11 protein-coding genes are annotated in these 13266 nt (G+C 71.1%); 4 read left to right on the top strand and 7 right to left on the bottom strand.

The genetic code is table 11. The annotated features are described in order from the left end of the window. Positions 1 to 607: 607 nt before the first annotated feature. On the top strand, positions 608 to 2293 hold the full coding sequence (locus OO54_RS17850) for a hypothetical protein (protein WP_033204261.1): 1686 nt from the start codon (positions 608 to 610) through the stop codon (positions 2291 to 2293). Between the two features lie 95 nt (positions 2294 to 2388). On the opposite strand, the gene OO54_RS45885 is transcribed toward OO54_RS17850, so the two are convergent. Next, on the bottom strand, positions 2389 to 2571 hold the full coding sequence (locus OO54_RS45885; protein WP_157856490.1) for a hypothetical protein: 183 nt from the start codon (positions 2569 to 2571) through the stop codon (positions 2389 to 2391). A gap of 205 nt (positions 2572 to 2776) precedes the next feature. On the opposite strand from OO54_RS45885, the gene OO54_RS17845 reads away from it, so the two are divergent. Then, positions 2777 to 4615 carry an APC family permease gene (locus tag OO54_RS17845; RefSeq protein WP_033204259.1) on the top strand — a complete coding sequence of 613 codons (1839 nt, stop codon included), beginning with the start codon at positions 2777 to 2779 and terminating at the stop codon, positions 4613 to 4615. Positions 4616 to 4729: 114 nt separating this feature from the next. On the opposite strand, the gene OO54_RS17840 is transcribed toward OO54_RS17845, so the two are convergent. Continuing rightward, positions 4730 to 6685, bottom strand: coding sequence for an APC family permease (locus OO54_RS17840; protein ID WP_033204257.1), 1956 nt, complete (start codon positions 6683 to 6685; stop codon positions 4730 to 4732). Positions 6686 to 6890: 205 nt separating this feature from the next. Between OO54_RS17840 and OO54_RS17835 the strand changes: the two genes are divergently transcribed. After that, positions 6891 to 7691, top strand: coding sequence for a DUF4118 domain-containing protein (locus OO54_RS17835; RefSeq protein ID WP_078905242.1), 801 nt, complete (start codon positions 6891 to 6893; stop codon positions 7689 to 7691). On the opposite strand, the gene OO54_RS17830 is transcribed toward OO54_RS17835, so the two are convergent. The 5 genes from OO54_RS17830 to kdpB form a co-directional block, all read right to left on the bottom strand. Beyond that, positions 7638 to 8168 carry a hypothetical protein gene (locus OO54_RS17830; RefSeq protein ID WP_051787011.1) on the bottom strand — a complete coding sequence of 177 codons (531 nt, stop codon included), beginning with the start codon at positions 8166 to 8168 and terminating at the stop codon, positions 7638 to 7640. The two genes, OO54_RS17835 and OO54_RS17830, sit on opposite strands and share 54 nt — an antisense overlap. 53 nt (positions 8169 to 8221) lie before the next feature. Beyond that, positions 8222 to 9010, bottom strand: a complete 789-nt coding sequence (locus OO54_RS17825; protein ID WP_051787010.1) for a GNAT family N-acetyltransferase — start codon at positions 9008 to 9010, stop codon at positions 8222 to 8224. Positions 9011 to 9074: 64 nt separating this feature from the next. Continuing rightward, on the bottom strand, positions 9075 to 9152 hold the full coding sequence (locus OO54_RS49045; protein WP_483414687.1) for a 50S ribosomal protein bL37: 78 nt from the start codon (positions 9150 to 9152) through the stop codon (positions 9075 to 9077). A gap of 13 nt (positions 9153 to 9165) precedes the next feature. Next, a complete protein-coding gene (locus OO54_RS17820; RefSeq protein WP_033204255.1) occupies positions 9166 to 9975 on the bottom strand; it encodes an SDR family NAD(P)-dependent oxidoreductase in 810 nt (269 codons plus the stop codon). A 262-nt stretch (positions 9976 to 10237) separates the two neighbouring features. Further along, positions 10238 to 12283 (bottom strand): potassium-transporting ATPase subunit KdpB, encoded by a 2046-nt coding sequence (gene kdpB, locus OO54_RS17815; protein ID WP_078905241.1) that lies wholly within the window; start codon positions 12281 to 12283, stop codon positions 10238 to 10240. Between the two features lie 843 nt (positions 12284 to 13126). On the opposite strand from kdpB, the gene kdpF reads away from it, so the two are divergent. After that, on the top strand, positions 13127 to 13216 hold the full coding sequence (gene kdpF / locus OO54_RS43035) for a K(+)-transporting ATPase subunit F (protein WP_033204253.1): 90 nt from the start codon (positions 13127 to 13129) through the stop codon (positions 13214 to 13216). The last annotated feature ends 50 nt before the right edge of the window (positions 13217 to 13266 follow it).

The following is a 13266-nucleotide window of genomic DNA, read 5'->3' as shown; positions in this document are numbered from 1 at the left end:
CGAGTGCGTGGCGATCCTTGAGCCCGCCGAGAAGGGCCGCTGACCTGCGGCTTTAGCGAGTGTGCACTATATGCGTTACGGGCGATATCTTGACGCATATCTGACGCACGTGACGCACGTTTGACGCATGAACGGCCTGTTCTCTGATGGGTCGTCATGCGTAGGTTGAAGCTGCCGACCAGGGCACTCGCCCGTGTGGACGTGGCATTCGCGATGGGATGGTGAGGCCGGCTGCCGCGCGGTTGACCGGCCCCGCCCAGACGTTTCTCGGTCGTGACGCTCCGTGATGCCGTGTCGGCGTCGGGCGGATGCCGCCTCAAGGGCCTGAGGGGCTCCATTGTCCGAAGAAGGGTTCAGGGTGTGGGGTCGCGGTTCCGGGACGTCTGGCCGCCGGGGTGGTGGCGTGGGCCTCGGGCCTGTGAAGGCCCAGGCCGCGCCCTGAGTCGCGTATAGACGGGGGCCCGTCGCCCATATGCGGCCCGCCTCGACCGGATCGGCCCGGTTGCGCGCGGCCTGGTGCTCGATGGCTGACACGGGCTCGTTCTGCGCAGCTGTCAGTGGCGAGTGCCATGCTGTGCGGGAGGGTCCATTGCGAGGTAGGGGCGCTGTGGCGTTCGAGTGGGATCGGATCGGGCAGCCACACTTCGACCGAGTCGTTGAGGCGTTGGTCCACCGGCTTTACAGCGAGACGGCGGAGGTGCGGGCCGTCAACGGGCGCGGCGGTGACGGCGGCCGAGACATTGACGTGGTGCAAGGCGGCCGCCTGCGGATCTATCAGCTCAAGTACTTCCCTGACGGTCTGCAGGGACGTGGGCGCAGACCGAGTATCAAGAAGTCGTTCAAGCGAGCCATGGACCACGACCCCTATGAGTGGGTCCTCGTAGTTCCTTGCACTCTTACCCCGGGCGAGCGGGCGTTCGTCATGGGTCTGGGTGAAGGCCGGAACGTGAAGGTCACGGTGATGGACCGGGCCGCCCTGGACGATCGCCTCGCCGCGCATAGCGATATCGAGCGCAGTCTCAGCCGCACCAGTGGCGATGTTGGTCTGCTGGAGTACGCGAAGATCATGAACCGGGAGCAGGACGTTCTGGCGTGCGGTACGGCCGACCTGGGGGCTCGAGTGCAGGCTCTGGGGCGCGTGGTCGACGACCTTGACCCGAACTGGACGGTGGACTTCGCCCGCGAAGGTGACAAGGTCATCCAGACTTTGCGAGCTAAGCATCCTCGGGCTCATGAGGTAAGCCCCATCACCCTGACCATCTCCGGAAGGGCCATGGACGCCGGCCTGTCAGCCGCCGTCACCCGCTCCCTGGGGTTCGGAGTCGCTGAGGCGGTCGAGCTCCCCGCCGACGTGGTAGAGAGCCTGACGGTCAGCGGACCGGAGTGGATTGCGCAGACATTTACCAACACCACGGTGCTGTGGAGACCCATCTCGCCTGTGTCGGAGACCGATGCTGCAGTCTCCATAGCATTCCTCGGCGAGGACGGCAGAGTGCAGGCGTCGTACGCGGGTCGGCTTAAGGCGCGAGGTTCCGGCTCCCTGGGGAGCTCGGTCGAGGTGGATCTACCTGGTGCGGTGCTTCGGGTGCTGCGTCCGTTCGATGAATCGGCCCCCGCGAAACTCGCTTATCAATTCGACCTCGCCGGCCTCGGTCCCACAGAGGCGCTCAAGGTGCTGCGGCTGCGTCGGCGTCTTTCGCTCGGCGGTGACTTCCGAGTGCTGATTGACGGCCAAATCGCCGGTGCGGGGCGTCTGCCGAGGAGCGGCACTGCGGATGACAATCGGCGCTGGGCACAGCTGCAACTGTTCCTGGAGGACCTCGAAGTGGTCCAGCGACACTGTGAACAGGACTTCCCCATCCCAGCAGACATGTCGATGGCCGACCGGATTGCTCTACGGATGGCTCGCCTCCTGGTGGAAGGCCGCTGCGTCGCATCGCCATTCAGCCGCGAGCTGACGATCACACTCACCTGGATCGACGATGCGAACACCAGGGAGTTGCTCAGCGGACGACCGCAGTCGCTACGCGTCACGAGCTCCGAATACGGGATCACGATCGCAGGGCACCTTCTCAACCTCGGCTCCGTCTGCATCTTCCACACGGAAGTCACAGCCGACGACGGGCCTACCGTCCTCGAGTCGCTCCGCAGCAGCCTCGTGCCGGAGGCGACCCTCGTGCTGCGCCCCGCCAGGGGCGAGCACTACCGGATGTTCCTGACCGACGCACCTGACGACGGTATGCCGCTCAGCCCCTGTTCGCTGGGCCTCGACGGCTTCCCCGACCCTCGCTAGGTGTGTGTTGGTGGGGGCGAGCGATTGCGGCGGGGCGCCTTGGGCCACCTGGTGGTCGCGGCCGGCGATTCAGAGAAGCGCCGTGATGTGGGTGGTCACGGGCGGTAGACCAGTTCCAGGAGGATGGCCGCGATGAGTTGCCACGCGCCGGCGCCGAGCAGCCACATGCTGTCGAGGGCCAGCCCGAGGGGACTGGCGAGGCAGGCGCCGCCGACGAGCGCGATCGAGTGCCGGCGCACGCTGCGGTCGGAAGGCATGCGTCCGTCGGGTCGCGTCATGGGCCGAACTGTAGGGCGGGGTCGGGCCGGCCGGCCTGTGCCCGCCGAGTCTTCACGCCACCCTGACGCGCCCGCGCCGTCGAGGCCGGCGTCAAGGACCTGTCAGGGGAAGGCCGGGCGGCGCCAAGAATGCGCCAGGAAGGGCGGACAAGCCTGGGGGATGGGCGGAGGCTGAGCGGAGCCCTATCCGAAGGAGTCCGTCCGCATGACCACCGTGACCGCTGAGAAGGGCGCCGTACCCGGCGCCGAGGAACCGCCCGATACCGGCGCGCGGCACAAGCTGACGGCCGTCACCGGGCTCGCTGCTCTGTCGCTGGACGCGATGGCGTCGGTGGCGTACGGGCCCGAGGCCATCGTGCTGGTCCTCGCGGCCGCCGGCGGGTACGGGCTGGGATTCACGCTGCCGGTGACGCTCGCCATCGCGGGGCTGCTTGCGGTGCTGGTCGCCTCGTACCGGCAGGTCATCGCCGCGTTCCCGGACGGCGGTGGTTCCTACGCGGTGGCGAAGGCGTACCTGGGGCGGCGTACGAGCCTGGTCGCGGCCGGTTCGCTGGTCCTCGACTACGTCCTCAACGTGGCCGTGGCCGTCACCGCGGGTGTGGCCGCGCTGACGTCGGCCTTCCCAGGGCTCTATGGCGACCGGCTGGTGATCTGCCTCGGCGTCCTGGTGCTCATCACGGCCGTGAACCTGCGCGGCATCGTCGACTCGGCCCGCGCCTTCATCATCCCGACCGCCGTCTTCGTCGGCGCGATCCTCGTCATGATCGCCGTCGGCCTGTTCCGCGACACGCCCGTCTCCACCGCCGCCTCCGACGGACACGCCTCCGTCCTCGCCGACAACGCCACCACCGTCGGCGCCCTGCTCCTGCTGAAGGCCTTCGCCTCCGGCTGCTCCGCGCTGACCGGCGTGGAGGCGATAGCCAACGCGGTGCCGTCCTTCCGGGCGCCGGCCGCCCGACGGGCGATGCGCGCCGAGGTCGCGCTGGGCGGGCTCCTCGGCGTGATGCTGATCGGGCTGTCGGTGCTGATCTCCCGCTTCGGGCTCCAGCCGGTGGAGGGCGTCACCGTCCTCGCCCAGCTCACCGACGCCTCCCTCGGCCACAACGGGGCCTTCTACGTCGTCCAGTTCGCGACCATGGTGCTCCTCGCGTTGTCTGCGAACACGTCCTTCGGAGGCCTGCCCGTCCTGCTGAAGCTGCTGGCCCGGGACAACTACGCGCCGCACGTCTTCGGCCTCAAGGCGGACCGTCAGGTGCACCGGCACGGCGTGGTGTGGCTGGCGGTGGTGTCGGCGGCGCTGCTGGTGTTCTCCGGCGGCGACACCAATACCCTGGTGCCGCTCTTCGCGATCGGGGTGTTCGTGGGCTTCACGATCGCCCAGACCGGCATGGTCCTGCACTGGAGGGCCACCCGGCAGTGGGGCAGGGCCTTCCTGAACGGTCTCGGCGCTGTGCTGACCGGTGTCTCCGCGGTCGTCGTCACCGCCACCAAGTTCCACGACGGGGCCTGGCTGATCGTGATCGCCCTGCCTGCACTCGTCCTCGCCTTCGAGACCGTCCACCGCGCGTACGGGCGGATCGGTGAGCGCCTCGGCGTGGGCAGGATCCCGGAGCCGCCCCATCGTGAGCGCTCCCTGGTCCTGGTCCCCGTCTCCTCGCTCACCCGGCTCACCAGCGAGGCCCTCACCACCGCCGTCTCCCTCGGCGACGAGGTCCGCGCGGTCACCGTCTGCCACCCGGACCCCGAGGACCTGGCGGTCACCGAGGCCCTGGAGCGGGACTGGGCCCTGTGGAACCCGGGTGTTCCGCTCGTCCGGCTCCCTTTCGAACGCCGCTCGCTCGGCCGGCCCATCAGCGCCTACGTACGCGCACTGCGCGACGCCGACCCCGGAACCCGTGTCACTGTCCTCATCCCGGAGGCCGAGCCCGAGAGCCTGTGGCAGCGGCTGCTGCAGAACCAGCGCGGCGCGGTCGTGGCCCACGCCGTACGCAGGGACACCGACGCCGTGATCTGCCGGTTGAGGTTCCGGCTCCGGGATCGTTAGCCTGCCGGATCGTGTCCGCCATGCCTCCGAAGCGGACATGCCGCCGGATACGGACCCCGTCGCCATGGGTTTCACGACGGGCCGCGTCCCCAGGACCGATGGGCGGCCGCCTGGTCAGCCGACGTGGACGCGGGGGCGGCGGTCGCGGTCGGACTCGGCCTCGCGGAGGATCTCGCGGGTGACCGGCGCGATCTCGCCCTGGCCGAAGAGGAAGAAGCGCAGGAAGTTGGCGAAGGGGTTGCCCTCGGTCCACTCGAAGTAGACGTGCGGGCGGACGCCGGTCATGTCCCGGGCATGGAGCAGGAGGGCCGCGAGGGCGTTGGGGACGGAGGAGGACTCGACGGTGAGCACGCGGTAGCGGTCGTGCAGGACCTCGCCGCGGACGGTGAGGCCGGCCTCGAACTCGGAGGGGTCGGTGACGGTGACCTCGATGAAGACGAAGTCCTCGGTGCCCGGGAGGTCGTTGTCGGCACGGATCTGGTCCTTCTTCGCCCGGTACTCCTCCGCGTCGCGGTTGTCCGGCTCGTTGGCGATGAACCGCGGGGTCCGGCTGGCGATGTCGCGGATGAAGCGCTCGGCCATGCCGTCGAGTTCGACGTGGGTGACACGCAGCTCGAAGGCGCGGCCGAGGCGCGAGAGGAGCGAGATGAGGATGATGCCGGCGATGAAGCAGGCGCCGATCTTCACGCCGTCCGGGCGCTCGATGACGTTGACGACCGTCGTGTAGAGGAAGACGACGGAGATGATCCCGAAGCCGATCGTCCAGCCGCGCTGGCCGGCCTTGCGGGCCGCGATGGTGACGGCGATGGCGGCCGAGCAGATCAGGACGAGGACGCCGGTGGCGTACGCGCCGCCCTGCGCGTCGACGTCGGCGTCGAAGATCCACGTCACCAGAAAAGCGACCAGGGTGAAGACGATCACCATCGGGCGTACGGCCCGGGCCCAGTGCGGGGCCATGCCGTACTTCGGCAGGTAGCGGGGCATCAGGTTGAGCAGGCCGGCCATCGCGGAGGCGCCGGCGAACCACAGGATGAGGATCGTGGAGACGTCGTAGACGGTGCCGAAGGCGTTGCCCAGGTACTCGTGGGCGAGGTAGGCCAGCGCGCGGCCGTTGGCCTTGCCGCCGGACTCGAACTCCTCATGCGGGATCAGGACCGTGGTGATGAAGCTGGTGCAGATCAGGAAGACGCTCATGATCAGCGCGGCGGTGGTGAGCAGCTTCTTGGTGTCCCGGATGCGGCCGGTGGGCCGCGCTTCGGTGTCGCCGGGGTCGCCCTGGACGTGCGGCATGACGGCGACGCCGGTCTCGAATCCGGACAGGCCGAGGGCGAGCTTGGGGAAGACGATCAGCGCGACGCCGATCATCACGAAGACGTTGCCGTGTTCCTGGGTGAGGGCCGCCGTCCAGTCGGTGACGACATGGCCCTCGGTGATCACCTGCCACATGCCCGTGACCACGACGACCACGTTCAGCGCCAGGTAGATGCCCACCAGGGCCACGGCGACGCCGATCGCCTCCAGGAAGCCCTTGAGGAAGACCGCGCCGAGCAGCGCGATCAGGATCATGGTGATCAGCACCTGCTTGTCGTGCAGGGCCGATTCCAGGTGGGGGTTCTCCACCAGGTGGGTGGAGGCGTCGGCCGCCGACAGGGTGATGGTGATGAGGAAGTCGGTGGCGGCGAACCCCAGCAGGGTGAGGACGAACAGCTTGCCCTTCCAGAACGACAGCAGCCGCGACAGCATCGCGATCGAGCCCTCGCCGTGCGGGGACTCCTCCGCCACCCGCCGGTAGACCGGCAGCGCGCCCGCCAGCGTGACGATCACCAGCACGATCGTCGCGACGGGGGAGAGCAGGCCGGCGGCCAGGGCGGCGATGCCGGGCTGGTAGCCGAGGGTGGAGAAGTAGTCGACACCGGTCAGGCACATCACCCGGTACCAGGGCTGCCCCTTGTGCCCGGCGTCCGGGGCCGCCGCCTTCGGGCGGGAGGGTTTGCCCTTGCCCATGTCGGACAGCCCCTCCAGCATCCACGCCCGCAGCCTGCTGCCGCGCGTCTCGTCCGTGGTGGCCATGGAGGTACTCCTGAGGTCTGCTCGATGAGGGGTTTTCGGCCGCTGGTCGCGCGGCCGGGCCAGCGTAAGCAGCATGCGCGGAGACACATCCGGCGGGCGCGTCAGGGAACCGTCAAGATCCGCCGGTAGGGCGTCACCTTCGTCACATCGGCCGCAGCCTTGAGACGTGCCAGGTGCGTGCGAGGGGCCACTGAGGAGGCCGACGATGCGTATGCCGTTTCGGGACGTGGCCGCCTTGGCGGCTGCGGTTCTCGCACCCTTCCTGGCGGCTCTCGCCTTGGTGCCGTCGCGTACGAGCGTCACGCCCACCAACCTTGCGCTCCTGCTGGTCGTGGTGGTCGTCGCCGTCGCCGCCCTGGGCAACCGGTGGGCGGGAGCGCTGGCCGCGCTGTCGGCGGCGGCCTGGTTCGACTTCTTCCATACGCAGCCGTACCAGAGCTTCCACATCGAGGATCGGGCCGATGTCGAGACGGCGGTCCTGCTGCTCCTCGTCGGCCTCGTCGTCTCCCAGCTCGCCGCCCGCGCCCGCGTGATGGGGTCGGTCGCCGTGACCGACGCGGAGCGACTGGAGCGCCTGCACCGCGCGTTCCGGCGGGTGCGGTCGGGCGGCGGTACGGCGTCCGAGCTGGTCGACCGGATCAGGCGGGACCTCGCAGAGGTCCTGGAGCTGCGGGAATGCCGGTTCACCACCGCCGTGGAGCCCGACGGGCCCCCGCCGTCCCGGCTTCGGGCGGACGGTTCGGTACGCGTGGAGGGCTGGATCTGGGACCTGGACCGGCAGGGCTGGCCAGAAGGTGAGGTCGAGCTGCCGGCGGTGGCGGGCGGCCGAGTCCTGGGGCGCTTTCTCCTGACGCCGGAGCCCGGGGCCGTACCGGCCTCCGCGGAGGCGCGGCTCGTCGCCGTCGACCTGGCGGGCCTGGCCGCCCTCGTGCTCGACGGTGACGGACGGCCGTCACAGACCGGAGAGCTTGAGGACGGAGCGGGCCGTCTCGGTGTGGACGTGTAGGGCGAGCCGCGCGAGGTCGGCCGCGCCGTGGTCCAGGGTGCCGCGTTCGCGTGAGGCGCGGGCGTCGGCTTCGAGCCGCAGCCACAGGGCGGGGTTGGCGAACAGGACGCGCAGATCGATCTCGGCCCGTCCTCCGTCCTCGTCCCGCAAGGAGAGGCGCCCGGCGGTGTCCGCCGGCCAGACGGCCGCCGCGAGCCGGTCGGTGCGCACGGTCCTGGTGACCCACAGCCCCTGGACCGTCAGCAGGCCCGGGACCGCGCTCACCCGGGCGGGCAGCAGGACCACCAGCAGGAGCGCCGACAGGGCGATGCAGCCCACCGTCCGGAGCAGGGTCAGGCCATGGACACCGGCCTCGACGATCAGTGCGACGCCGAGCAGGAGGCCCGAGCAGATGAGGGCGGCCCGGGCCTCACCGGGCCATCCGGTGTCGTGCAGCAGGTCGGAGGAGGGGCGGGGGGAGGGGAGCGGCGGCTGCATGCCGCTGACGCTAAGGCCAGGGTGGTGTGTGTCCGGCGGAGGCTACGCGCTGTTTACGCGGCGGCGAGCAGTTTTGACGTGCCGCTGACGGTGGCCGGTCCGGTGGTGTGGTGGACGTACTCGCGGTGAAGCCGGAAGCCGGCCGTCCATGCGAGCAGGCGGCTGGCCCGGTTCTCGCGGGAGCAGCTCCAGGTGGCGGTCCGGCCGCGGGCGGCGACGTCGGCGGTCAGGCCCGTGACGCAGGCGAGGGCGAGGTGCCGGCGCCGCTCGCCGGGGTCGGTGGCGCAGGCCACGTCCTCGTACCGGCTGCCTGTGAACCGCGCGCAGGCCACGGCCAGGACGCGGCCCTTGCGGAAGGCCGCCCAACCGTGTCCGGACCGGGCGAGTCCCTCGGCGCCGCCCCATGTCGCGAAGGTCCAGCCGAGGGCGAGACCGGCGGCGGCGAGCGCCGGACCGTCGTCCGCGCGCAGTCGTCGGACGGCCGTGCCGCGGGGGAGGCGGGCGGTGGCCGGATCGGCCTGGTGGAGGTAGAGCATGCGGTCCCACGGCTGGAGGAGGTCGAAGGCTGCTGTGAGGACGGGCAGGAAACGGGCGGACGCCTCGACGCAGTGACCGGCCAGCGGGGACAGGTCGGCCGGGGCGAGGGCGGTCGGATCGCCGGCCAGGAGGGCGTGGCGTCCGCTGGTGACGGCGACGGCACGGGGCCGGACGGGCCGGTCGGTCCACCAGGTGCCGTGACCGGTGGTGAGGACGTGCTCGGCCAGTGTCGCCGTGCCGGGCGCGCCGACGGGGAAGGAGCGCGCGCAGGACGGGGGCTGGTGGGCGGGGTGGGGGATCAGCATGGGGAACCTCCGGGGGTACGCGTGCGGGGCGGCCCGCCGTCCTGGTGGACCGCCCCGGGCTGGGTCAGCTCTGGCCGGCCTTGCGGCCGTGGTTCGCCTTCTTCTTGCGGCGGGCCTTCTTCTCGCGGGCGCGCTTCGACATGTCCCGGCCCCCTTCAGGCGCTCTGGCCGATGAGGAGGTCGGCGAGCTTCGTGAGCCGCTTGACCGTGCGGGGCTCGGTCGCGACCGGTGCCGGGGTCACGCGCTGGTCGCGGTCGTAGTAGGCGCCGTTGACGATCTCGGTGGCCGGGTCGCAGAGGCGTACGACGTGGGCGGCGCCCTCGGCCGGGGCGATGCCCTCGTGCGCGTACAGGGGAAGGAGGCTGGTGGCGCAGATGCCGGGGTGGACGGAGACGGCGGTGACGCGCGGGTCGGCGGCGAAGACGGTGAGGGCCAGCTGGGACTGGGCGTAGGCGGCGAGGCGGGAGTAGCGGCGGACGCGGTGGGGGTCGTTCCACTGGATGGAGCCGGTGCGGTGGAGCACGGAGGAGACGTTGACGACGCGACCGCCGGGCTCGCTGGTGAGGGCGGGTTCGAGGAGGTGGGTGAGGAGGTAGTGGGCGAGGAAGTTGACCTGGAAGGCGATCTCGTTGCCGTCGGTGGTGACGGTGTGGCGCTCGGGCGCGGCCATGCCGGCGTTGTTGACGAGCACGTCGAGGCGCGGGTGCTCGGCCAGGACGCGGTGCGCGAGCCGCTCGACCTCCTCCAGTCGGGTGAAGTCCGCGCCGAACGGGCACAGCAGGGCCTCGTCGATGTCGGCCAGGGTGATCAGCCGGTCGGTGGCGGCGTGCGCCTCCTCGGTGGTCCGGCCGTGGACGAGGACGGTGGCGCCGCGCTCGGAGAGGAGCCGGGCCGTCTGGTGGCCGATGCCGGAGGTGGCGCCGGTCACCAGGACGGTGCGGGAGGAAAGGCCGGAAACGGACATGACTGGTCAGTCCCTTACGGGTGTCGAGGGTGTACGGGTACGAAGAAGGGGCGCCGGACGGGAAGAGGTCACGACGCCCCGGGCGGAACCGGAGAGGATCAGCGCAGTGCCGCGGTCTCCGGGCAGCGGGGCTCACGACGGGGCGCCCGGTGGGGCGGCCGGTCGAGCAGGAGCCACATGCTGTCCATGCCTTCCATCGAAGCGGAGCGGACGATCGACCTCAAGCCGAACGGGCTTTCCCTGACGGCCTTCTGACGGGGGTTCACCCGAGACCGGGGATCGCCGAGACGAGCAGGTCGATGACCTTGATGCCGACGAAGGGGAGGAGGAGGCCGCCGAGTCCGTACACCAGTAGATTGCGGCGCAGCAGGTCGTGCGCGGACGCCGGGGTGTAGCGGACGCCGCGCAGGGCGAGCGGGATCAGGGCCACGATGATCAGGGCGTTGAAGATGATGAGGAGTTGCTTGCCGATCTCGACGATCTCGATGAGCTTGGTCGGGTTGGAGTCGAGGTCGACCATGTTGCCGGCCTCCTTCGCGGCCGACGTGCCGGTGTTCATCGCCACGCCGACGTCCGCCTGCGCGAGCGCGGGCGCGTCGTTGGTGCCGTCGCCGGTCATCGCGACGAGCTTCCCGCCCGCCTGTTCCCGCTTGATGAGAGCGAGTTTGTCCTCGGGAGTCGCCTCGGCGAGGAAGTCGTCGACCCCGGCCTCGTGGGCGATGGCCCGGGCCGTGAGCGGGTTGTCCCCGGTGACCATGACGGTACGGATCCCCATGCGGCGCAGCTCGGCGAACCGTTCCCGGATGCCGTCCTTCACGACGTCCTTGAGGTGGACGATCCCCAGGACCCGGGGACCGTCGGCGTCGTGGACGGCCACGAGGAGGGGTGTTCCTCCCGCGTCCGCGATCGCGTCGGACCAGGCGCGGGCCTCGGGCGGCACCGTGCCCCCGTACATCTCCACCCAGGCGACGACCTGGGTCGCGGCCCCCTTGCGGATGTGGCAGGCGCCGCCGTCCCAGCGCAGGTCGATCCCGCTCATGCGGGTCTGCGCGCTGAACTCGACGAACCGGGGGTTCGCCAACTCGCCCTCGGCGGGTGCCTCCAGGCCGTACTGCCGACGGGCGAGCGCGGCGACGGACCGGCCCTCGGGGGTCTCGTCGGCGAGGGAGGAGAGCTGGGCGGCGTCGGCGAGGAGCGAGGGCTCGACCCCGGGGAGTGGGATGAAGGCGGCGGCCTCGCGGTTGCCGAGGGTGATGGTGCCGGTCTTGTCGAGCAGCAGGGTGTTCACGTCGCCGGCCGCCTCCACCGCCCGGCCGGACATGGCGAGCACGTTGCGCTGCACCAGCCGGTCCATGCCCGCGATGCCGATCGCCGAGAGCAGCGCGCCGATCGTCGTGGGGATGAGGGTCACCAGGAGGGCGACGAGCACGGTCGTGGACGGGGCGGCGTCCGCGTACCCCGCCATCGGCTTCAGCGCGACGACCACCAGGACGAAGACGACGGTCAGCGCGGAGAGGAGGATGTTGAGGGCGATCTCGTTCGGGGTCTTCTGCCGCTGTGCGCCCTCGATGAGGGCGATCATCCGGTCCACGAAGGAGTGGCCGGGCCGGGACGTGACCCGTACGACGATCCGGTCCGAGAGCACCGTCGTGCCGCCGGTGACCCCGGAGCGGTCGCCCCCGGCCTCGCGGATCACGGGCGCGGACTCACCGGTGACGGCGGACTCGTCGACCGAGGCGATCCCGGCGACGACGTCACCGTCCGCCGGGACCAGCTCGCCCGCCTCGACGAGGACGAAGTCGAACTGTCTGAGCTCGGTCGCGGCCACCGCCTCCGTCGCCGCGCGGTCGACGTCCGTGCCGTACCGCCAGTGCGGGAGCCGCAGCGCGACCGTGTCCGTACGGGCCCTGCGCAGCGACTCGGCCTGCGCGCGGCCCCGGCCTTCGGCGACGGCCTCCGCCAGGTTCGCGAAGACCACGGTCAGCCAGAGCCAGACGCTGACGGTCCAGGTGAACACGGACGGGTCGAGGAGTGCCGAGAGCGTGGTCAGTGCCGATCCGACGGCCACCACGAAGAGCACCGGCTTCCGGATGAGGGTGCGCGGGTGCAGCTTGCGCAGCGCGTCCGGGAAGGACTTCACCAGCTGCACCGGGTCGAGCAGCCCGCCGTGGCCCGCCCGGCGCCGTCGGGGGCGGAAGCGGGGGGCAGGATTCCGGGGTGGTACGGCAGGGAAGTCGGGGGCGGACGGATTCACGGGGGACGCCGGGGCCGTGGAGGTGGGCGTCGGTCGGGGCGCGGCGGAGTGCATCGCGGGAGACCTTCTGAGAAGCCGGCCGTCCGCGCGGCGGAGGCCGGAAGGGGACGGCTGGGGCCATCGGCTCACAGCGCACGGCGACCGCTGCGCGGGGCACACCGTGCGGGAGGCCGGGGCGCGTGCCCCGGCCCCCGCCGTGCGGCTGTGGACGGGCAGCGCGGTCGCGCGGTACGGGGGCACGGGCGCCGGATGGGAGGGCGTCCCGCGCCCCCGCGGCCCGGGACGGTCAGGCCACTGACGTCCCCGGTCGGTGAGCGACCGAGGGCGAATCTAGACGCCCGGAGCCGCCGGCCCCGTGGTTCGGGGCAGGCTTTGACGAGGCTCTTACGGCGTCTCCGACGGCTTCGTCAAAGGCCCGTCAAAGCGGGGCGACGCGGCGTCAGAAGACCGTCAACGACGCCCGGAACGGGACCGGAACCGACGCAGGATGATCACCTCACGGGGGATCGGACGACCGTTCGAAGGTCCGAGGTGGGAGGGAACGCGCCGTCGAAAGACCGGCGCGCACGGTCCGTGACCGACGGCCCGGACCGACACCTCGGCGCGATCGACGACGCCGTCCGACGCGAGGGACGATCCGGCCCGCGGCACCGAGGGGGTGGCCGCGGGCCGGACGAGTCCGGCCGTACGCTCCCGGCCTCGCCTTGCCGTGCCAGGTAGTGCCGCACCCGTCCGTGGGCATCACGCGTACAGGACCCGTCAGGGCTTCATCAGTGTCCGCCCGTCCGGCGACAGGACGTCGTCAAGGTGACGGAAGCGGGCCACGTCGCCCGCTTCGATGGAAGCAGACATCCGCACACCGGCCCCGGCCGGCACTCCAACGGGAGTTGATCGTTCGTGAGCATCGAGAACGTGGTCGGTCTCCTCGTCGCCCTCGCCCTCGTCGGCTACCTCGTGGCCGCACTCATCCGCCCGGAGAAGTTCTGACCGTGACCGGGCGCCCGGAGACGTACCCCTCCGCCGCCCGCCCGGAGACG

Source organism: Streptomyces wedmorensis, from assembly GCF_000716445.1.
Taxonomy (GTDB): domain Bacteria; phylum Actinomycetota; class Actinomycetes; order Streptomycetales; family Streptomycetaceae; genus Streptomyces; species Streptomyces wedmorensis.
This window is presented reverse-complemented; position numbering and strand designations above follow the sequence as displayed.